Genomic DNA, 20,575 nt, shown 5'->3' with positions numbered 1-20,575 from the left:
ACTACTTAAACCGGCATATTCATCAATTCTTTATACGCTTCAACTAACTTGTTACGTACTTGAATTGTTGCTTCAAAAGCGACGCTGGATTTGTTTCGGGCGATCATTACATCAGAAAGAGAGACATCGGCATCACCGCGATCAAAGCGCATCTGCATATTACTCGATGTTTTAGAGAGACTATTAACGTTGTTGATAGCGCTGTTGAGTAGCTGGCCAAAATCTGCGCCAACAGATTGACCGGTTGCTCCAGGCTTAGTTCCCGTAGCTTCGAACATCATCGCTTGCATTTCGCCTTGAAAACCATCAACTCTCATCAAAACCTCGGTTGTCAACTCTTTGACATAAACATGTGCTGGACTTATGACGCTGCAATCCTTGTGCCACGTCGCTCGTTACAGGAAAATAACACGTTAGTTGGGAATATCAATCCCGGCATCACGCATTTTTGCTAACTTGTAGCGCAAAGTACGCGGGCTTATGCCCAATTTTTCCGCCATCTCTTTGCGACGGCCGTGACACTCTTCCAACGTTTCAAGAATAATCGCAAACTCTTGATCTCTAAGCTCGCCACCCAAACCGATGCTCGACGTCAAATTTTTCGTCATTTCAGCAACTGGCTTAATGTCTGGAGCCACCATGCTATCACTGCTTTCAACCGCAACTTGTAAACTTGAAGCATCTTGCCAATCTAGCCCCTCGAGCAGAATATGCTCGCCACCAATATTGTCATTTTCACTTAAAATTAACGCGCGTTGTATAACGTTATCAAGCTCACGGACATTACCTGGCCACGAGTAAGACAAAAGTTTATTCACGGCCTGAGCCGACACGCTTGGTACTGGCATTCCCAGTTTTTGACAATGGCGTTCAACGAGATGATTCGCCAGTGGTTCAATGTCGCCTTGGCGCTCGCAAAGTGCAGGCCAAGCTATTGGAAATACATTAAGGCGATAATATAAATCTTCGCGGAAGTTACCTTGATTGACGTACTGTTTTAGGTCACGGTTACTGGTCGCGAGTACGCGAACATCTAGTTTAATACTCTTGCGACTGCCAAGACGTTCCACTTCGCGCTCTTGCAGTACGCGCAGGAGTTTAGCTTGCAGATTCAAATCCATCTCACTGATTTCATCAAGCAAAATAGTTCCGCCTTGCGCCTGTTCAAACTTGCCTGGGCACCCTTGTACCGCTCCGGTAAAGGCTCCTTTTTCATAACCAAACAAGGTCGCTTCTAACATGTTGTCAGGAATCGCAGCGCAGTTAATTGCGACAAATGGTCCATCTTTACGATTAGACGCATTGTGAATATAGCGAGACATCACCTCTTTACCTGAACCACTCGGCCCAAGCACCATGACACTGGCGTCGGTTTTGGCAACTTTCTCTGCCAAGGCAAGTAGCTTAATACTCTTTTCATCAGCGACCACAGCGTCGCCATTATCGTCCGACTTAACCGGAGCATAACGGCTGACCATATTGAGCAAGACTTCAGGCGCAAAAGGCTTAGCCATGTAATCAATCGCCCCGTCTTTCATCGCCGATACCGCATCTTCAATATTGGCGTACGCGGTCATTAGCAATACCGGAAGATTTGGCCAGTGCTGTTTAATGTTACGCAGTAAGGCTAAACCGCCCATACCGGCCATTTGCACATCAGATACCACAATATCGACACTGTTTGACTTAAGCTTGACCAAAGCGTCTTCTGCGCTATCTGCTTCGAGCCACTCGTAGCCTGCCAACGCTAACGTATCGACGAGAGCCTCGCGTAGACCTTCATCATCTTCTACTATCAGGACCTTGCTTTGAGCCATTGTCATTCTCCAGTCATTGGTTCTTGGTCAACATCAGGGCGACGTTCAAGCGGAATACACATCGTAAAGCACGCCCCTTCCCCCTGCGGTGAAATAAGTTCTAACCTTCCGTCATGCGCGCGACATACCATCTGTACCACGGCCAGTCCTAGCCCAGTACCTTGCGAACGTGTAGTGAAAAAAGGTTCCATAATCTTGTTTTGCAGTTCAACTGGAACGCCTGGCCCACTGTCTTGCACCGATATTTTTAATTCGCCATTAACGGCACGACAGAAAATATCCAATTGTGACCCTTTACCTGCAATTTGAATCGCATTTAACGCGAGGTTGCTCAGGGCTGATGCTATCGCATTGGCGTTGCCTAATAACTGAGTCTGTTGCTGCTCAACTTCGAGATGGTAATCAATTTGGTTGGTTTTTACCGCCGTTTCAATCATCGGTGAGAACTCTGCCATTAACTCTTCGACGGTGAATGGTTTAACGACTTTATTGTCGCCACCTTTGGCAAACAACAACATATCATTGACCTGCTTTTCTAGATCGTGCAGACGATCCATCAGCTTAGTCTGAAAACGGTCTTTAGTCGCAGGAGGTAAGTTCGGCGCACCAAGGTTCGAGGCATATAGCATCGCGCTAGAGAGCGGGGTTCTGACCTGATGCGCCAACGAGGCCACCATCCGACCCAATGAAGATAAACGTTGCAAGTCACTGATACGTGATTGCAATAAGCGCGTTTCGGTTAGGTCGGTAATCAAAATTAGCTGACCCGTTGCTGACGCAGAAATCGCCAAACGAACTTTACGACCATTGCGCAGCGATATTTCGTGGCCGTCATCTTCACGTGGTGAAAACGCTTGTTGAATCACCTCAAACCACTTTTCACCGACCAGTGGCACTTCAAGTAAACGCCGCGCTTCTGGGTTGGCTTCTTGCACCATACCTTGAGTATCAAGCAGTATTACTCCTGCTGGCATCACATCGAGCACTTGTTGATAACGAACGACTTGTTGTTCAAGTGTGCCGAGCGGATTTGGGCTATCTATCGGTGGTGTTGAATGCATGACGTATTTCTGCCTTAAAAACTACAATAGCCTGTAATGCAAAAAGCACGCCAGGCTATTTATTATATTTTTCAAAAACTTAACAATAAGTCGAAAAATTGACAGTCAATATTTGAGCACTTTATCGTTGCAAATTGTACTTTCGCATCTTCTCTACCAGCGTGGTACGACGCATACCAAGCATATCTGCAGCTCTTGCAACCACGCCACCTTGAGCGTCTAAGGCTTGGTTGATCATATTGACTTCCAAATCAGCGAGCATCTCTTTCAAGTTGACCCCTTCCGGTGGCAAACTTTGCGGCGCATTGTCATGCTGCTGGAAAATATCATTGGACTCGATACTAAAGTCTTCTGAGAAAATATCCTGCAGAGCATCGCGTTCTTGCTCTTCGACTGAGCCACGGTGATTATATTCTGGTTGGAACTCAGGAATATCACTGTAACGATATTTGGTCGGTAAATGATTCACATCCACCAGACTATTAGGGTAAAGAATGATCATACGCTCGACTAAGTTAGCCAACTCGCGCACGTTACCATGCCATTCATGTTCCATTAACGAATTAATCGAACGTGGAGTAAAGCAGATCGGCAGTGCCCCTTCCGCCTCCATACGCGTCATTAATTCCTGCAGTAGCAATGGGATGTCATCTTTACGATCGCGCAGCGCTGGCATTTCAATCGGAAACACGTTCAGACGGTAGTAAAGGTCTTCACGGAAGGATTGATCCTCAATCATCGATTCTAAATCACGGTGGGTTGCCGCGATCACGCGCACATTGACGCGAATCGTGGTATTGCCACCCACCCGCTCAAAACTGCGCTCTTGCAACACGCGCAGAAGCTTAACTTGCATCGGCATTGGCATGTCACCAATTTCGTCCAAGAAAAGTGTGCCACCTTCAGCCAATTCAAAACGACCTTTGCGTGAGGTTATCGCTCCGGTAAAGGCGCCTTTCTCATGACCAAACAGTTCACTTTCCAACAGATCCGGCGGAATAGCCCCACAGTTGATCGGCACAAAAGGACCATTACGGCGCGCCGAATGATAGTGAATATTACGTGCAACGACCTCTTTACCAGTACCTGACTCGCCCAAAATCAATACATTGGCTTCTGTGCCAGAGACTTGCTCAATTAAATGACGGACATCTTTAATGCCCATGCTCTGGCCAACTAAACTTCTAAACAGGGTGTTTTTACGTGACGACGCAGCAACGTTAACCCCTTTACGTCCCAAAAAGTCTTTGCAGTGACGTAGAGCCTCACTCAACTGCGGATAGTTAAGAGGGTATTCGAGCTCACCAACATAGTTAGTTAACTCATCAACAGGGTATGAATGCTTGCCAGCGATTAATAGCGGAATATGGTTAGCTTGGGATAATTTGCTACTCAGCTCAGCAGAAAATTGATTGCTGTCCAAAGAACCCAGAATACAGCCAGCCCACACCTGAGACCAATCTAGATCGTCAAGCTGATGCGAAGATATCGCCTCACACTGTTCTCCAACAAATTCTAAAATATTACTGAGACTGGTCCGCGCCTGCGCATCATCATCAATCACGAGTAGTTTTGCTAAACCTTGCATAGGTGAGAATGTTTGCCTTTATTATGAAACGTTGTGGCTGGATTATGTTTCTAACGATTGATATTGATAACTATAGTTCAGATAGCTCGCTAGACAATGTAGAAATTTCAGCAACAAAAAAAGCCACTAGGCTAGTTAGTGGCTTCTATTCTATTTGATAAAAAAAATATGGCAACCAAGCAATTACTTGATGTGATGTTAGCCCAAAGCAATTTGGCTCACACTTAGTATATTGCTTATTAATCAATCACTTTATTGGCGATTGGTTATAAACCTACATCTTCCGCAGTCAAATTGTGGTATTCATTTGGAATCTGATCCCACGCGGATTTAATTTCTCGGATGATCTCGATCACATCATCAATCGGTTGAGGGTTATTTTGATGATTGGCTTCTGTGATCTGAGTGATCATAAATTCATACAATTGATCGAGATTTTGTGCGATATCTCCACCATCATCCATTGAAAGACAGCTACGCAAGCTGATTATAATATCTAGTGCTTTGCCAAAACGTTCACCTTTGACAGGAATATTTCCCGCCATCATCGCCGCTTTACCTTGAATCAAACGTTCAATAGCACCGGCCATTAACATTTGAACAATTTTATGCGGGGAGGCCGCACTGAGCTGGCTATCAACCGATACCTTCTTGTAAGCCTGAAGTGAACCACGCATAACAAACCTCTTTATTTATAAAAACTTCTGATACTGCTGAACCGAGCGTTTACCACGACGGTATTTTTGTAGTGCTTGGCCAAACTCAGCAGTTTTATCTTGCATTAATTGCACAACATTGACGGTTCGTTTTACCGCATCTTGCCACTGTTGTGATGTTTTAAGCTCTGGTTGAGCTTCAATTGCACTAAGTAAACTTTGCAATATCTGTTCCCTTGTATCGACAAGTTGTGCAATATCTTCAACACTTAGTTCTTCGCCGACGATAGCCTGAGTTATTTTGTGATCTAGATCACCAAGAAGAGCTAAATCACGCGTAAATTGGTTATCAAAGGGCATTCATCATCCCTGCCAACTGAGACTGCATTTTACTGGTGGCGTCTTGCATCGCCGTAAATTTGGCGTGAGTTCGATTTTCTAAGCTCTCCATGCGGCGATCCAGTGCCGCCTGATCATCTTGAAGTCGATAATTACGCTCAATCATGCTCCGTTCACGGTTACGGATCGAACCCGTTACCCCTGTAAGACCTTGGATTGCATCTTCAACCTTTTTAGCAAAACCTTGATTGCCCCCAAAAAAATCAGCTAACTTGTTGAAGTTATTGTTGAGCTGTTTATCGAGCATGTCATAGTTGATTTCTAAGTCGCCTTGTCGAGTTGTGGTAACTCCAAACTCAGTTAATGACTTTAAGTCTTCAGGTGCAGGCTCTACGCGAGAAGAAAATACCGATTTTAAGCGAGAATCTGCACTGCGAACAATGCTATCGCCCGAAAGCGGCCCCGCCATCCCTGTGGTTGGATCGACACTCGAGAGCTCTTTTGTCACTCGATAAAACTGATTATAGGCTGCCACGAACTGTTCGATGTCTTCTCGCACACCCTGACGGTCATATTCGATATCAATTTCTGATGGGGCTTTACCCGGCTGAGAACGGCCTTTGAGGGTCAAGTCGACGCCATCAATAGCATCTTCAATAATATTATTGCTACTCGATAACTGGGCGACCCCATCGAGCAGCACTTTGGCATCTTGTGCTGACTGCACTTCGGTCATACCATGATAGGTATCAAACGACTGTTGAGCAGCATCGAGATCGCGCTGAGCTTGATCGATGCGCTCTAAATATTCACGTTCTTTTTGCGGTAATTTAGCCCGCTCCATTTGCTTGGCCTGTTCAGGCGTAAGCTCACCCGCTTCAACTCGCTGAGCCAAGCGCGCTTTTTCGTCCGCGACTTGCTGCTCAAGGTTGGCTTTTGCAGCCTCCAACTTAGCTTGGGCTTCTTTAGGTGTTACGTAAGAATCGGTCAGCGTTCCCGAAGCGGTATTGCTCCAGCCAGGCACATCAGATGATTTTTCCAAAGCTTTGTTATCGAGCTCAGGGTCTGGTTCCCAGTATGAGTCGAGTAAGGTCCCCGACGCCGTCTCACTCCAACCCGGAATACGTTCTTCAGGCTTGAGGTATTTATTGGCTTGTATTCCCGCATTAGCGGCTGCCGCTGTCGCTGCATTAGACAGTTCATTACCAGGCGTCGCCTCTTTAACGGCGTTAGGATCGGCATTAATCGCCGCCTGTTTTGAGGTTTCGGCAATCTCTTGATCGACAACTTTTGCCGCATCGATGATTGTTTGCGCGATTTTATCGGCAACTTTCTTTTCTGCCGGGTTTAGCGGAGAAATCAACTCTTGAGCGGCCGCACGGGCGCGTTCGAGATCTTTCACTCGTTGCTCAAGGGTTTTGTATTCGAGTTTTTTGAGTGAGTCGCCTGGCTGCGCCTCGACGCGCATCGAGATATCGTTGTCTCCTCCAGATACATTGGAAGCAACGATCAAACGCGGCCCCTCGACGTCGTTAATAACGGCGGCGCGAACTCCCGGATTGGATTTACTGTTGTTGATACCTCGAACGATATCAACCAGTTTCGAGTCTTGCTGCAAGTTGATGGAAAAGTTTTTATCACCCAGCGAAATCTGCAGCTTGCCCGGGCCAAATTTTGCGTCTTGCGGAAGAACATCCGACGCAATTTTGTGGCTTTGGGCAAGCTGCAACACATCGATAGCATATCGACCAGCGATAGCTTCAGTGGTTGCCGTCGCGGATACAACCGCTTCATCCGTAGAATCCACGGTTCTTGCGGCGAATGCTTTCTCTTGACGAAAGCTCGCCATCAAGTTTTTCATCGTATCCAGCGACTCTCTGAGTCGACCATAGGCACTGATACTAGAATCAATCTCGGCCCGCTCATTCTCAATGCGTTGCTGTTTAGGAACACGCTCCGCATCAACAATTTTGCTGACCATAGAATTGATATCCATGCCAGAATTCATGCCTATAGGCCCAAAACTCATCTAACTACTCCAAGTACGATTACACCATTTGGTTTACAAGACCTGACGAATAGCGAGCGGTTTGCTCCCTTAAACGCCGTAAAATCTCCAACATTTCCTCATCGGGTATCTGACGAATTATATCGCCAGTATCCGCTTCGTATATCGTCACAACATCTCTGCCCGATTCTTCGTCAACACGAAATGACAAGCCTTTATTGATCGACGAGATGAAATCATTCATCTGTTGAACAATCCTTTCACGCTCAGCTCGATTTAGCTTTTCACGCTCTTGCGAGGCTTCTATCGCTTTTTCTATCGACTGACTCGTTTTCTCACTTATCTCAGCGGTAGAGACTTGCTCCTTGGGTGAGGAAACTTGCTGTACACCATCGTACTTTGAAGCAAGTTTAGTGCCACTTTCTGAGCCATAAGGCTGGATGTTCGATGTGTAGGATGGTATTTCCATAACGATCTCCCTTCCACCTTAGCAGGTCACAACATAACGTTGTACCAATAAGCTCCAATCGAACCTATCGATTAACCTAATAAGCTAAGAGCTGCCGACGGAGACTGCTTAGCTTGCGCTAGGACAGAGGTACTCGCTTGCTGAAGAATCTGCGACTTAGTCATCGCCGTCGTTTCTTTGGCATAGTCCGTATCAACAATCCGGCTACGAGACGCATTAACATTTTCGTTAATGTTGTCTAGGTTACTGATTGCATGGCCAAAACGGTTTTGGAAAGCACCCAGTTCTGCGCGCTGACTATCCACCGATTTCAGCGCACCATCAATGACAGAGACTGCCAACTGAGAGCCCGCAACCGAAGTAACGTCGACATCCGCCACGGTTCTGTCTTGCGCAGCGCCGAAACCGATTTCACCACCTAATCCACCACCAATAGTGACGTCTGTTGCAACCTTGTTTGTAGATGCAAACAGTTGCAATTTACCTTCCTCACCCACAGACGCTTTCACGTCCTCACTTTGACCGTTAATGTAAGTGGCAAGTTGCTCCATATCATCGCCAGCTTTAGCGTTGATCGTTAGCTCCTTAGCATCACCATTAACATCAGTATAGTTGAGAGTTAAGTCGGTTGTCCCTTCTGATACCACCCAATCAGCCGCTTTACTTTCTTGAGCAACATACGCTTTACCACCCATATCCATGGTGTCAGAACGCATACTTCCCATTGAAAGCTGAACCGCCTCACCAGAACTTGCACCAATCTGGAAAGACTGACTACCAAAGGTCCCGTTGAGTAGCTTGTTACCACCAAAAGATGTGGTTTCCGCAATACGGTTTAATTCGTCATTCAGTGCCGTCACTTCCTCTTGGATAGCAACACGCTCTGAACGAGAGTTAGAACCATTTGAAGATTGCAACGCCAAATCACGCATACGTTGCAGAATGTTGGTGGTCTCATTCATCGCACCCTCAGCGGTTTGAGCGATAGAAATACCATCATTGGCATTTTTTACCGCCATGTCTAAACCACGGCTTTGTGAGTTCAAGCGATTTGAGATTTGAAGGCCAGCTGCGTCATCTCGGGCACTGTTGATCTTGTACCCCGAGGATAGACGCTCCATCGATTTCTGCATGCCATCAGTCGCACCGTTAAGGTAACGCTGAGCAGTCATCGCAGACACGTTTGTGTTTACGTTAATTGCCATATTTGATCTCCTTAGGCATTAGGGCGATGTGTATCAGCGTCTCTCACCTCACTTCAACACATCTCATTTCTCTCAATCCTTTAACGGCCCTGTAGAAAATACCTTTAGAAAAAAATAGTTCTTTTTTGCGCTTTTTTTGACTTGATGGATATTTAGACAATAAGATCAATTAGTTAGCAGAAACAAAAAAATCCAGCCGAAGCTGGATTTTTTTCGATAGACGGTTAATTAACCGAGTAGGCTGAGTGCCGAGTTTGGTGCCTGCTTCGCTTGAGCAAGAATTGAGCTTGAAGCTTGAGAAAGAATTTGCGTTTTGGTTAGCGCGGTTGTTTCTTTCGCGAAGTCGGTATCTTTGATACGGCTCTTCGAAGCGTTCACGTTCTCATTGATGTTGTCCAAGTTGCTGATAGCGTGGCTGAAGCGGTTTTGGAAAGCACCGAGTTCTGCACGGTGGCTATCTACATATTGTAGTGCTGCATCAACAATCGCTACCGATTCTTGCGCGCCACCAACCGACGTTACGTCAATCACATCAACGGTTACGGCTTTACCTTCACCCATGTTTAGCTCGCCCGCTAAGCCACCAGCAAAAGAAACGGCGCCGTCAACTTTGTTTGCACCAGCAAACACTTGTAGCTGACCATCTTCGTTTACAGACGCTTTAACCATGTCTGTTTGACCGTTGATGTATGTGGCAAGTTCTTCAATATCATCGCCTTGTTTTGCATTGATATTAATGGTTTGCTCTTGACCGCTTTTGTCAGTCAAAGTGATGGCAAGGTCGTTTGCACCTGTTGCAACTGTCCAGTTTTTATCTTTACCTTCTGTTGCTTGGTAGCTAGTACCACCCATGCCAACGTTGTCTGAGCGCATGTCATTCAGGGTCAGCATTACTGCTTCACCGTTGTCGGCACCAATTTGCATAGACTTGGTTGTGAACGTACCGTTAAGTAGCTTGTTACCACCAAATGATGTGGTTTCGGCGATACGGTTAAGCTCATCATTTAGCGCTGTGACTTCTTCTTGAATCGCAACACGCTCAGACTTAGAGTTTGAACCGTTTGCAGATTGTAGCGATAGGTCACGCATACGTTGAAGAATATTGGTTGTCTCATTCATCGCGCCTTCAGCAGTTTGCGCGATAGAGATACCGTCGTTCGCGTTACGTACTGCAACGTCAAGACCACGGCTTTGTACGTTTAAGCGGTTCGAAATTTGTAGACCCGCTGCATCGTCTTTTGCACTGTTGATCTTGAAGCCTGATGACAAACGCTCCATTGATGCTTGTTGAGCGTTGTTCGCACCGTTTAGGTAACGTTGTGCTGTCATTGCTGCTACGTTTGTATTTACATTAACTGCCATGGTGATTTCTCCGTTTGATTTTCCGATATTTCCGGTTTCCGACGTCTCGGAAAACCAAAGTAGTTCTCTCAAAAGTTACATTTATTAACGGCACGCTTTGCGAAACCTTGAGTAATTTTTTGAGAATTTTTTAAAAAAAGTTCGTTTGGAAGAGAAAGCGTGACCAACAAGGAAAAACATTTAAAAAAGCGTATTTTTCGCTAAAGATTTATTTTTTCCTGTCGATACCATTCTCTTTTTTGAGAATTACCCCAATAAGGTCAAAGCTAAGTTAGGTTGCTGCTTGGCCTGCGCAAGAATAGAAGTACTGACTTGCTGAAGAATTTGCTGCTTGACCATTTGCGTGGTCTCTTTGGCATAGTCGGTATCTTTAATCCGACTATTCGATGCCGACAAATTCTCATTAACGTTCGACAAATTGTTGATCGCATGATTAAAGCGATTTTGCATCGCCCCCAGTTCTGCGCGATGACTATCAACATACTTGAGCGCGGTATCAATAACCGACACCGCTCTCTGAGCCCCACCTACTTTAGAAATATCTAAGTTATCAACCGCTTCATAACCTGATAGGTTGAGATTCAGCTGGTTGGCGAGGTTGCCTGAAAACGAAATCGTGCCCGAGGTTTGCTCACCAGCCATGAACAGTTGCAGCTGCCCCTCTTCATTGACCGAAGCCGACACTTTATCGGTTTGGCCATTGATGTAAGTCGCCAACTGTTCAATATCGTCGCCGATTTTGGCCGTGATATTGATGCTTTCTTGCTGCCCCTGAGCATTGGTGTATTGCATCACCAATTTATGACTGCCCTGCGTGACTTGCCAATTGCTGTCGGTCTTAGCCGCCGCAACATAACTGAATCCCCCCATGGCTACACTGTCTGAACGCATATTTTTCAGCGCCACTTGGACCGCTTCGCCAGAACTTGCCCCAATTTGAAAAGATGAGGAAGCAAATGAACCATTGAGCAATTTTCGACCACCAAAAGAGGTGGTTTCAGCAATTCTGTTCAATTCATCATTTAAAGCTGTCATTTCTTCTTGTAGGGCATCACGTTCAGCACGACTATTTGAGCCGTTTGCCGATTGCAACGAGAGATCACGCATCCGTTGTAAGATATTTGTGCTCTCATGCATCGCGCCTTCAGCGGTCTGCATGATCGAAATACCATCGTTGGCATTTCTCATCGCAACATCTAGACCACTCATTTGCGACTCAAGCCGATTAGATATTTGTAACCCGGCAGCATCATCTTTGGCACTATTAATGCGATTCCCTGAAGAGAGCCTCTCCAGAGATTGGTTCAACAAATCGGTCGCATTGGTCAAGTGACGCTGCGCAGTCATTGCAGAAACATTAGTATTCACAGTAATGGCCATAACAAATGCTTTCCTCCATGGGGTACTCTCTGTATCGGCTCAAGCTGAATTTCTTTAGTCGAAAAACAAAAAAGCCGAGCGGTTAGGCTCGGCTGGCTATTTGTTCATTTACGACACGCGTGATTAACTCACTTGCAAAGCGCGCAGCATCTCACTTGACGGCGCAAAGAAATACGCCCCCGTCACCGCTCGCGTAAAGCGCAATAACTGATCGGTTTTACTGTCGGTGTCACCATACATACTCTCAAGCATGGTTTTAAAATTGTGCAGTCGATTGCAGTAAGCGATAAATAACAGACCGTGATCACCTGATACGCTGCCATACGGTAAGCTGTGGCGAAGGATTTTCAGCCCCTTACCGTCTTGTTTAATGTCGACACGGCCCACGTGGGACGCAGCAGGCACATCGTCTAATTCAACCGAATCCAGTTTAGTGCGGCCAATCACTTTTTCTTGCGCCGATACATTGAGTCGATTCCACGCTGGTAGGTTATGAATAAAGCGTTGCACCATAACATAGCTGCCACCAGCAAACTCACCTTCTGGAATGATCGCCACTTCTTCACGCTGCGCCGCTTTCGGGTTTTCCGTCCCATCGACAAACTCGGTCATATCGCGAGAATCAAGATAACGATAGCCATAAGTTTCATCTACAACCGTAACGTTGTCGCTGATGTGTTCAAACAGCTTACGCAGTAAGTAGAAATGGAGGTCATGACGATTAGAGTGACAGTGAATTAACACATCAACTTCTGTACTTGGTGCCACGACGTCCCCTTCACCTAACGCTGGAAAATCAATCAACTCATCTGGGATTGGTTGATTGAGCTGCTGCCAAAAGGTTTTACTGAACGCGAGTGATAACGTTAGTTGCGCGCCAGGTTGCTGGGCATTAAGATCTTCGACCAAGGTTGGCAATGCTTGCAATTGCTCTAGCACTGCTTGCGGATTTTGCTTGACCTTAAGTAAGGTATATTGAGCAAAAGGCCCCGATTCAGGAAGAATGGCGCTTTGAGACTGTGACATGATTACTCCTCACTATTATTATTTTGGCTCAGTGTATTGGGTTTTACTTACCATGCATTGACACCGATCATCGCTACTTTGATCACTGTGTAGGGGGCGCAACAAAACTGTCTTTCACACTGCGGCTATTGGCAACATAAAGAATAAACCACAGTAAGAGCAACATCACGACGCCATTAGTCCAACTGAATGCACCATGAAGCAAATAGACGTGATAGATAGATTGAGAGAGTTGCGCTAACGCGGTGACCAGTGTAATGGGTTTTCCCCACGCCACTATGTGGTTTACCCAGCGCCTCTCTGGGCTGCGCAGGCCGAAAAGCCACAACAGTAAAATACTGGGGACGCCCATCGCTAAACCGAGATATAGCATGGTATGATCCGGATAGACTATCGCAAGAATCTTACTGCCACTCTCTCGACTGGCACCTGCCACGACAAAAACGACCCAAGCTTTGGCTAACAATAACCAACCTAACCAAAGTAGCTTTGGGGCTTTTAAAAAGCCATGTTTATCATATTGATCTATTGCGTAACGCACTGATATCTAACTACTGTCTGTTATCAATCCATTACTTTAACCCAATAAGCACAATTTTCTATCAGAATATTGTCATCTTGTCTGAGACTAGCAGGCTAAGTTAGCGGCTGATTGCGCTGACGAATCCGCCATACAGAAAAAGTAACAAAAACAACTAACAATATAATCGGAGCCAACCAGAGTAATGAGTTAGCCAAGCTAAACTCCGGCTTATAACGAACAAACTCGCCATAGCGTTGCGTCATGAAATCAATAACCGCTTGGTCACTCTGTCCTTGGTCAATCATTTGATAAACAATAAGCCGCAAGTCTTTGGCAATCGGCGAATTGGACTCAACTAAGTTTTGATTTTGACATTGTGGGCAGCGTAATGATTTCGCCAGTTCGATGGCTTGCTGCTGCTTCTGTGGTGACTGAAACTCAAATAACTCCACCTGCACCTGTTGTTCATTGGTGGCCGCAACGAACAAAGTCTGCTCGGCAGCATTAAGCTGAGTCGCCATTAAACCAGCCACAAAAAAACTTAGAACTAAGGTCACCAACGATCTATTCGTTTTCATCCATTAGCTCCCTTAACGAAGTAAGCCGCAAAATGTTGTTGCCATACCCGTTCATCAAGTGCACCTAAGTGCTTATATATTATCTCGCCAGCTTGGTTTACTAAGTAGGTTTCAGGGGTACCAACGACACCCAAATCGAGGGCTAGTTTTCCTTTTGGATCAAATACGATATGTTGATATGGGCTGCCTAAGTTGGCGATATAGTTGAGAGCGGCAGAGCGTGTGTCGCGATAGTTAAGACCGATAATCGTCACCTGCTGCTCAGCCAGCAGGTTAAGATAAGCATGTTCTTGACGGCAAATACCACACCACGAGGCCCACACATTGACCAACTGATATTGCTGTGTAAACAATTCACCGCTTGACTGATGGCTAGCATTATCGGGTTCTAGCAATTCAACTGAAGTGATGGGGAATTGGCGCACCACTAACTGTGATTGTGGCCCCATTTGTTGGGTCTTTAAGCTGACGACAAGGATAACGACAAAACAGAGTAAACCAATAACAAACAACGTAATTTTAAACTTGCTCGACTGTAACATAACGGCCTCTACTTACTTGCCACTTAACCAAAGACATCAGCGCGCCGAGAATTGCAACAATCGCCCCACCCCAAACCCAGCTCATGTAGGATTTATATTGTATTTTAACTGCATACGAGTGTGTATCGACTTTACTGCCCAATGTGATGTAGTAGTCACCGTGCCAAAAGGTCTGTATTGCCGGTTCACTCATATTCATCACTCGAACCGGATAATGGCGTCGCTCGGGGGTAAACTGATAGCTTTTGTTCGCTTGTTGAAGCGTTAACACTGCTCGCTCGGCAGTATAATTGGGACCAATCACCCAATCAGTACGCTGATAATTTATTTGACCATCAGTAAGTTCCACCACTGAACCCGGTGACATCTTCCGGTTCAATTCAAACGAATGCTCGGCATGCATCATGGCGCCAACCGCGCTGATGGCAAGCCCAATATGAGCCGCCACCATAAAAGATAACCGAGTTTGACGAAGAGCGAGTAAACTATGGCTCCCCAAAACCCAGATTGCTAACCCCCAAGTGAGCGCAACCGACAGTGAGAAGTTTGCGACTTGGAACCAATACAGTAGCGCACCGATTGATAGACAAACGGCAAACAATGCAGCCATTTTTATCGTGCTAAAATAGTTTCCATGCTGCCATTTAAGGAAAGGAACCGCTCCCATTAAGCTTAAAGCTATCAGCGTCAGTGGCGTAAACAGGGTATTAAAATATGGCGCACCAACAGAAATTGCCCCCAAGCCGAACAGCTCGTATAACATAGGATAGAAAGTGCCCAGAAAGACAGTAAAACTGGCAACGACCAACAACCCAACCGCACTTAAAGTCAAATAATTTCGACTTACAATCGAGACAATTGGTCGGCTAATGATTTGTTCAGCGCGCATAAACAGTAAACTAAACCCTGCAATCAAAGTTACCACCATGATCGCAAGCAAGGTAATACCCTTACCCGGGTCAACCGCAAAGGCATGCACCGAGGTCAATACACCAGAACGAACAATAAAAGTGCCGAGAATACTCAGGCTAAAAGTTACCAAGGCTAATACCAAGGCACAGAACCTCTGTTGTTGTTGATGATTTGCAGCGACTAACGCATGAAGCAAAGCGGTTCCAGTAAGCCAAGGTAATAACGACGCGTTTTCAACCGGGTCCCAAAACCACCACCCGCCCCAGCCTAGCTCATTGTATGCCCACCATGCACCCACCAATATACCTAAGGTCAAAAATGCCCAAGCCGATACTGCCCACGGCCTAGCTAACGCGACCCAATGCTGATTGATTTGAGGCTGCATTAACGCCGCTAGGGCAAAGGCTAATACCGTTGAAAAACCAATGTACCCAAGATAAAGCAGTGGTGGATGAAATATCAAACCAACATCCTGCAACATTGGATTGAGATCGCGCCCCTGCTCTAGCCAAACTTGAGAGTAAGTAAACGGGTTAGAGGTGACTAAAGTAAACCAAGCAAACACACCAACAAAGAGCCCCATGATCCAGAGTACATCTTGTAAGTAGGCTTTTTTAGTCCGATGAAGACAGCTAATAAAAGCGGACCACAATGCTAAGGTAAACACCCAAAACAACATCGAACCTTCATGCCCTCCCCAAACAGCAGCAATTTTGAAGGCCAATGGCAAGGCTGAATTAGAGTGCGAGGCAACATATTGAAAGTGGAACTGATCAGAGATAAACAGATAAGCGAGAAGCACCAAACTCAACAGCGCAACGGCACCATTGAGTTTAGCGAGAAAAGAAAGCGAGAATGGGCGTTGACGAATATGCCACTTTTGCCAAGCGTACAAGGTCGAGCTAATACTGCTCGATATCGCAATCCACACCAGTGCAAAATGCCCTATCTCTCCGAACATAATTATATAACCGTCATCTGTCCGGCATAGAGGATAAAGGTACGCAACATCAATACGCCAACTAAACTTAAACTTGTCACCATAAAGATATAACCACCATTATGACGTGTCTCTTTTGAAGTCAAAGCATTAAGCGTAAGTGGAAGCACCATCCCTATCAGTACGACACCGAACCAGAACCAGTTGGACCAAAAGCCCCCACCGATGGCATTCCAAGCCGCAACTTCATTTTGTCCGCCACTAAAAATCAGCCCGGTAAAGAAGGTGACTAAGACAAACAACTCAAACATCACAACAGGTCGTTCAAAGCTATGTACCCAAGCTACGCTTGGACTGGATGCTGGCTCTTTAAACACTAAAATACCAAACATCAAGCACGCCGCTGCACCCGAGGACAAACTTGAGAACAAAAATAGTATCGGAAGCACTGGATTATTGAGCATTGGGTAGGTTTTCAAAGCCGAAAGTAGAAATCCTGTATAAGCAGCCAGCACAATGGCAAGAAAGCCCAAGAATAACTCAATCGCGTTGGTGAACTTGCCGGATTTAAGTAACACACTGTCGATAAAATCAAGCAACTTGCTTGGCAACAAACCTTCGCCAAACTTAGTGATTTGATGGCGGAATAAAATACCAATCCAGACAAACAGTACCAGCATGTAAACTTGGAACAAAATGACCCCCATCGACATCACTGAACTCGGGTTGAAATAGATCATTATTTTCCAAAATTCCAACGGTTTGGTTAAGTGAAAAATCAATATCGTCAAGCCCGAGATAATGCCAAATGGTGCCAGCCATGCCATCGCCTTCAAAATTCCATTGTTGGCAGGATCTCCCTCAATAACTTTACGTTTCAAGTACAATGCTATCATTACCGCACCAGCAGACATCCCAGCCAAAAACAGATAAATAGCGATTATCCAGTCCCATACCAAAGCGTCGAAGTGAAATGCAGATTCAAAACCATTCATGATCATATCTCCCCTTTTTGGTGAGGTACTTTATACAACTTAGGCTTGGTGCCAAGGTGCGCTTTGTCTCGATAAACCACCTCGGTTTTAAGGACCTGATTTATCTCACTGCTGGGATCGTTCAGATCACCAAAAATCAGTGCTTTAGTTGGACAGGATTCAACACAGGCAGGAAGCTTACCTTGCGCTAAATTGGTATCACGACAGAAGTTACATTTGTCGGCAGAGTGATCTTCCGGATGGAAAAAGCGCACTTGGTAAGGACACGCAGCTAGGCAATAGCCACAACCAACACACTTTTCTTTGTGCACATCGATAATGCCGGTTTTCTCATCTTTATAAGCCGCTCCCGTCGGACAAACATAAACGCAAGGTGGGTTTTCACAATGTTGACAAGATTTGCGAGTAAAACGGTAATCAACATCCGGAAACTCACCTTGAGGTTCACTGCGAATAATTTCTAGGCGTGAAACGCCCTCTGGCACGTTATTGACTTCACGGCACGCCTCAGTACAAGCCGTACAACCAATACAAGCGGTTTCATCGTGGATCATGCCATATAACTTATTGCCATCTTGCTCTATATTTGCCAAGGATTTACGACTGTTGAGCATAGCTGTCCCTGCTACACCAGTGGTAAAAATCACGGCACCAGCACCAGTTAAGAAGTTTCGTCTTGAGCAACTCATGCTACTTCTCCTTTTTTAGGTGGTTAAAGTCAGAGTGACAATCAACACAGAGCTTAATACGCTGCTTGTGCTCTAACCCAAGAACCTTGGTTTTGCTCGCGTGGACATCATGACAGTTAGAGCAAGTTAGATTTTTGGCATGAACATCATGTGTCCAGCTACTTTCACGCAGGGGTTGTGGTTGGTGACAATCGACACACTGACTATTGGCCTTGAGAATCGCTTGGGGATCGAGGAACACTTTATCGGTCCCCAATTGCGACTGGGCGCTTGAGTATTTGGTGACGATTGACGCACCTTCTCGATGGTCTGGGCCGATATTGTTATGACATTCAGTACAATTGACTTCACGACCAAGAGCTTTGTGAGCCTCTTCACCATGAGAACCTGCGAGGGTTTGTTTGGCATCCTTATGACATTGAATACATTTGTAATCCTTGTCACGGATAAATGTGACTTCATGACGCGCTAACGGTTCTTCAGACTGCAGTGTTGAAGTATCGGCAACGGCATGAAGAGAATAACCATAGAGGCAAAATGCTAGAAGAGATTTCAGCATTATGACCATGGCCAACTTTATATTGCCCATATTATCCTTTCCTTATACTCGCCCTCATTATCGAATTAACAACAAATAAAGGACGGTTAAAAATTAAAACCCTTTGATATGTAAACAACAGATCAAATGAGATCAATTCTTATTCTGGATAAGCCACAACGCTATTGGTTAAATATTACTCCTGTTACACTTAGGGAGTAGCTCATGATGGTTAAATTTCGATCTCCATCACCTTATTTTTCGTCAGGTAAATAATCCTAACTCATTGATGATAATAAGTTTCATTATGAAAAAAACACACAAACTAATACCCCTAAAGGGGTATATGCAAATGAACATGAACTAGATCACCTAGTAAAATTGATCTAAAACAATTAAGACTTATTGCTAAGTTATTTATTTTATTTCTATTTACTACAATATATTTCAGTTTCTCCAATTCTTAGTTTGGAATACGCCAGTTCACAACGCTGCTTATAAAAACAGAATACGGAGATAACACTGTGAATACACTTCATTGGATAGCAAAATCTGCGGTAGCGGTCGTGGCCAGCTCGTTATTGAGCACCACAAGCTTTGCTGCTTCTGAAACCAAAGAGTTGATAGACCCGCGTAATCAGGCCTATGAACAACAACACCCTGACCAATACCATTCATGGCAAGCAACCTCTGAGAGTGAACATATTGAAGATGCCTTAGCAGAAGATCCCAATATGGTGATCATGTGGGCTGGGTATGGCTTCGCTAAGGACTACAACAAGGCTCGCGGCCACTTCTTCGCACTTGATGATGTGCGTCAAACTCTACGTACAGGCGCGCCTCAAGACGAAAACTCTGGTCCTATGCCTATGGCGTGTTGGAGCTGTAAAAGCCCCGATGTTGGTCGTGTCATTGAAGAACGTGGTGAAGATGGCTATTTTCAAGGCAAATGGGCGCGTTTAGGCAACCAAATTGCCAACCCGATTGGCTGCGCAGATTGTCACGATACGCGCAGTGAAGGTTTCAAAAATGGTGAGCCTGCATTAGCGCTGACCAAGCCCTATGTTGAGCGTGCTTTCCAAGCCATCGATAAGCCTTTTGAAAAACAATCTCGTCTTGATAAACAAGCCTCAGTCTGTGGTCAATGTCACGTCGAGTATTACTTTACTGGGCCAAACAAATCGGTCAAGTTCCCGTGGGACATGGGCACCACCGTTAACGATATGGAAGCCTATTATGATGCGCTTGGCTTTAAAGACTGGACACACAAGGTATCAAAAGCGCCCATGCTTAAAGCTCAGCACCCTGGTTATGAAACTTGGCGCGATGGTATTCACGGCAAAAACAAAGTCTCTTGCGTAGACTGCCACATGCCAAAAGTAGCCAAAGAAGATGGTACGGTTTACACCGACCATAAAGTAGGTAACCCATTTGATCGCTTTGAAGATACTTGTGCAAACTGCCACACACAATCCAAAGACCAACTTAGAGATATTGTCTCCACTCGAAAAGCTCAGGTCCTAAATATGAAGCTAACGGCTGAGAAACAGATCGTTGCCGCGCATTTTGAAGCCGGTGCAGCTTGGGATGCAGGGGCAACTGAACAAGAAATGAAAGACATTCTGCAAGATATTCGTCACGCTCAATGGCGTTGGGACTACGCTATCGCGTCACACGGTGTCCATATGCATGCTCCTGAAGTGGCATTGGAAGTACTCGGTACCGCGGTCGATAGAGCTGCAGACGCTCGAACTAAAATTGTCCGCTTGCTCGCGAAAAAAGGCATCACAGAACCAATTGAAATCCCAGACATTTCTACCAAAGCGGCGGCGCAAAAAGCCCTCGGTATGGACATGGACAAGATGAATGCTGATAAAGCGCAATTCCTCAAAACCGTAGTACCAAAATGGGAAAAAGAGGCGCAAAAACGCGAATCGACATACTAGT

20 protein-coding genes are annotated in these 20,575 nt (G+C 45.5%); 1 reads left to right on the top strand and 19 read right to left on the bottom strand.

Annotation, left to right across the window (positions count from 1 at the left end):
• Positions 1–5 precede the first annotated feature (5 nt).
• From fliE to nrfB, 19 genes are all read right to left on the bottom strand, one after another.
• The gene (gene fliE / locus ViNHUV68_RS04120) at positions 6–317 is read right to left on the bottom strand and encodes a flagellar hook-basal body complex protein FliE (RefSeq protein ID WP_391089475.1); all 312 of its coding nucleotides are present in this window, start codon (positions 315–317) and stop codon (positions 6–8) included.
• Between the two features lie 96 nt (positions 318–413).
• Positions 414–1,817 carry a sigma 54-interacting transcriptional regulator gene (locus tag ViNHUV68_RS04115; protein WP_391089473.1) on the bottom strand — a complete coding sequence of 468 codons (1,404 nt, stop codon included), beginning with the start codon at positions 1,815–1,817 and terminating at the stop codon, positions 414–416.
• Between the two features lie 2 nt (positions 1,818–1,819).
• Entirely contained in the window at positions 1,820–2,878 is a 1,059-nt protein-coding gene (locus tag ViNHUV68_RS04110) for a PAS domain-containing sensor histidine kinase (protein WP_038177098.1), read from the bottom strand.
• 121 nt (positions 2,879–2,999) lie between these two features.
• Entirely contained in the window at positions 3,000–4,466 is a 1,467-nt protein-coding gene (locus ViNHUV68_RS04105; RefSeq protein ID WP_038177099.1) for a sigma-54 dependent transcriptional regulator, read from the bottom strand.
• A 266-nt stretch (positions 4,467–4,732) separates the two neighbouring features.
• Positions 4,733–5,143 (bottom strand): flagellar export chaperone FliS, encoded by a 411-nt coding sequence (gene fliS / locus ViNHUV68_RS04100; RefSeq protein ID WP_038177100.1) that lies wholly within the window; start codon positions 5,141–5,143, stop codon positions 4,733–4,735.
• A gap of 15 nt (positions 5,144–5,158) precedes the next feature.
• A complete protein-coding gene (locus tag ViNHUV68_RS04095; protein ID WP_391089470.1) occupies positions 5,159–5,482 on the bottom strand; it encodes a flagellar protein FliT in 324 nt (107 codons plus the stop codon).
• The gene (gene fliD, locus ViNHUV68_RS04090) at positions 5,472–7,490 is read right to left on the bottom strand and encodes a flagellar filament capping protein FliD (RefSeq protein ID WP_391089468.1); all 2,019 of its coding nucleotides are present in this window, start codon (positions 7,488–7,490) and stop codon (positions 5,472–5,474) included. Before fliD ends, ViNHUV68_RS04095 begins: the two co-directional genes overlap by 11 nt.
• A 19-nt stretch (positions 7,491–7,509) precedes the next feature.
• Positions 7,510–7,938: a flagellar protein FlaG gene (gene flaG, locus ViNHUV68_RS04085; protein WP_038177103.1), complete on the bottom strand. Its 429-nt coding sequence runs from the start codon at positions 7,936–7,938 to the stop codon at positions 7,510–7,512.
• A gap of 71 nt (positions 7,939–8,009) precedes the next feature.
• Positions 8,010–9,143 carry a flagellin gene (locus ViNHUV68_RS04080; RefSeq protein ID WP_100753284.1) on the bottom strand — a complete coding sequence of 378 codons (1,134 nt, stop codon included), beginning with the start codon at positions 9,141–9,143 and terminating at the stop codon, positions 8,010–8,012.
• A gap of 228 nt (positions 9,144–9,371) precedes the next feature.
• Entirely contained in the window at positions 9,372–10,505 is a 1,134-nt protein-coding gene (locus ViNHUV68_RS04075) for a flagellin (protein ID WP_038177105.1), read from the bottom strand.
• Between the two features lie 246 nt (positions 10,506–10,751).
• Positions 10,752–11,885 carry a flagellin gene (locus ViNHUV68_RS04070; protein ID WP_391089465.1) on the bottom strand — a complete coding sequence of 378 codons (1,134 nt, stop codon included), beginning with the start codon at positions 11,883–11,885 and terminating at the stop codon, positions 10,752–10,754.
• 123 nt (positions 11,886–12,008) lie between these two features.
• Positions 12,009–12,911 (bottom strand): Dyp-type peroxidase, encoded by a 903-nt coding sequence (locus tag ViNHUV68_RS04065; RefSeq protein WP_391089463.1) that lies wholly within the window; start codon positions 12,909–12,911, stop codon positions 12,009–12,011.
• A gap of 82 nt (positions 12,912–12,993) precedes the next feature.
• Positions 12,994–13,452: a DUF2919 family protein gene (locus ViNHUV68_RS04060; protein WP_391089461.1), complete on the bottom strand. Its 459-nt coding sequence runs from the start codon at positions 13,450–13,452 to the stop codon at positions 12,994–12,996.
• 95 nt (positions 13,453–13,547) lie between these two features.
• On the bottom strand, positions 13,548–14,012 hold the full coding sequence (nrfF, locus tag ViNHUV68_RS04055) for a heme lyase NrfEFG subunit NrfF (RefSeq protein ID WP_391089459.1): 465 nt from the start codon (positions 14,010–14,012) through the stop codon (positions 13,548–13,550).
• The gene (locus ViNHUV68_RS04050; RefSeq protein ID WP_391089457.1) at positions 14,009–14,554 is read right to left on the bottom strand and encodes a DsbE family thiol:disulfide interchange protein; all 546 of its coding nucleotides are present in this window, start codon (positions 14,552–14,554) and stop codon (positions 14,009–14,011) included. The genes nrfF and ViNHUV68_RS04050 overlap by 4 nt, the downstream gene beginning before the upstream one ends.
• Positions 14,532–16,427 carry a heme lyase CcmF/NrfE family subunit gene (locus ViNHUV68_RS04045; protein WP_391089455.1) on the bottom strand — a complete coding sequence of 632 codons (1,896 nt, stop codon included), beginning with the start codon at positions 16,425–16,427 and terminating at the stop codon, positions 14,532–14,534. The genes ViNHUV68_RS04050 and ViNHUV68_RS04045 overlap by 23 nt, the downstream gene beginning before the upstream one ends.
• A 2-nt stretch (positions 16,428–16,429) precedes the next feature.
• The gene (gene nrfD / locus ViNHUV68_RS04040; protein ID WP_038177256.1) at positions 16,430–17,401 is read right to left on the bottom strand and encodes a cytochrome c nitrite reductase subunit NrfD; all 972 of its coding nucleotides are present in this window, start codon (positions 17,399–17,401) and stop codon (positions 16,430–16,432) included.
• 2 nt (positions 17,402–17,403) lie between these two features.
• A complete protein-coding gene (gene nrfC / locus ViNHUV68_RS04035) occupies positions 17,404–18,090 on the bottom strand; it encodes a cytochrome c nitrite reductase Fe-S protein (protein ID WP_391089453.1) in 687 nt (228 codons plus the stop codon).
• A 1-nt stretch (position 18,091) separates the two neighbouring features.
• Positions 18,092–18,679 carry a cytochrome c nitrite reductase pentaheme subunit gene (gene nrfB, locus ViNHUV68_RS04030; RefSeq protein ID WP_038177116.1) on the bottom strand — a complete coding sequence of 196 codons (588 nt, stop codon included), beginning with the start codon at positions 18,677–18,679 and terminating at the stop codon, positions 18,092–18,094.
• A gap of 473 nt (positions 18,680–19,152) precedes the next feature.
• On the opposite strand from nrfB, the gene nrfA reads away from it, so the two are divergent.
• Complete coding sequence (nrfA, locus tag ViNHUV68_RS04025) at positions 19,153–20,574, top strand: ammonia-forming nitrite reductase cytochrome c552 subunit (protein ID WP_391089451.1); 1,422 nt, start codon at positions 19,153–19,155, stop codon at positions 20,572–20,574.
• The last annotated feature ends 1 nt before the right edge of the window (position 20,575 follow it).

The organism is Vibrio sp. NH-UV-68 (assembly GCF_042940635.1).
In the GTDB taxonomy this organism is placed as follows: domain Bacteria; phylum Pseudomonadota; class Gammaproteobacteria; order Enterobacterales; family Vibrionaceae; genus Vibrio; species Vibrio pacinii.
Note: the sequence above shows the minus strand (reverse complement) of the source record. Positions and strands in the feature narration are given on the sequence as shown.

What these genes read in the sequence shown, in the direction of transcription:
- fliE (WP_391089475.1), bottom strand. Translation starts at nt 317, where the DNA reads ATGAGAGTTGATGGTTTTCAAGGCGAAATGCAAGCGATGATGTTCGAA.
- ViNHUV68_RS04110 (WP_038177098.1), bottom strand. Translation starts at nt 2,878, where the DNA reads ATGCATTCAACACCACCGATAGATAGCCCAAATCCGCTCGGCACACTT.
- flaG (WP_038177103.1), bottom strand. Translation starts at nt 7,938, where the DNA reads ATGGAAATACCATCCTACACATCGAACATCCAGCCTTATGGCTCAGAA.
- fliD (WP_391089468.1), bottom strand. Translation starts at nt 7,490, where the DNA reads ATGAGTTTTGGGCCTATAGGCATGAATTCTGGCATGGATATCAATTCT.
- ViNHUV68_RS04065 (WP_391089463.1), bottom strand. Translation starts at nt 12,911, where the DNA reads ATGTCACAGTCTCAAAGCGCCATTCTTCCTGAATCGGGGCCTTTTGCT.
- ViNHUV68_RS04070 (WP_391089465.1), bottom strand. Translation starts at nt 11,885, where the DNA reads ATGGCCATTACTGTGAATACTAATGTTTCTGCAATGACTGCGCAGCGT.
- ViNHUV68_RS04075 (WP_038177105.1), bottom strand. Translation starts at nt 10,505, where the DNA reads ATGGCAGTTAATGTAAATACAAACGTAGCAGCAATGACAGCACAACGT.
- ViNHUV68_RS04080 (WP_100753284.1), bottom strand. Translation starts at nt 9,143, where the DNA reads ATGGCAATTAACGTAAACACAAACGTGTCTGCGATGACTGCTCAGCGT.
- ViNHUV68_RS04095 (WP_391089470.1), bottom strand. Translation starts at nt 5,482, where the DNA reads ATGCCCTTTGATAACCAATTTACGCGTGATTTAGCTCTTCTTGGTGAT.
- ViNHUV68_RS04050 (WP_391089457.1), bottom strand. Translation starts at nt 14,554, where the DNA reads ATGTTACAGTCGAGCAAGTTTAAAATTACGTTGTTTGTTATTGGTTTA.
- ViNHUV68_RS04105 (WP_038177099.1), bottom strand. Translation starts at nt 4,466, where the DNA reads ATGCAAGGTTTAGCAAAACTACTCGTGATTGATGATGATGCGCAGGCG.
- ViNHUV68_RS04045 (WP_391089455.1), bottom strand. Translation starts at nt 16,427, where the DNA reads ATGTTCGGAGAGATAGGGCATTTTGCACTGGTGTGGATTGCGATATCG.
- nrfC (WP_391089453.1), bottom strand. Translation starts at nt 18,090, where the DNA reads ATGAGTTGCTCAAGACGAAACTTCTTAACTGGTGCTGGTGCCGTGATT.
- nrfB (WP_038177116.1), bottom strand. Translation starts at nt 18,679, where the DNA reads ATGGGCAATATAAAGTTGGCCATGGTCATAATGCTGAAATCTCTTCTA.
- ViNHUV68_RS04115 (WP_391089473.1), bottom strand. Translation starts at nt 1,817, where the DNA reads ATGGCTCAAAGCAAGGTCCTGATAGTAGAAGATGATGAAGGTCTACGC.
- nrfF (WP_391089459.1), bottom strand. Translation starts at nt 14,012, where the DNA reads ATGAAAACGAATAGATCGTTGGTGACCTTAGTTCTAAGTTTTTTTGTG.
- nrfD (WP_038177256.1), bottom strand. Translation starts at nt 17,401, where the DNA reads ATGAATGGTTTTGAATCTGCATTTCACTTCGACGCTTTGGTATGGGAC.
- fliS (WP_038177100.1), bottom strand. Translation starts at nt 5,143, where the DNA reads ATGCGTGGTTCACTTCAGGCTTACAAGAAGGTATCGGTTGATAGCCAG.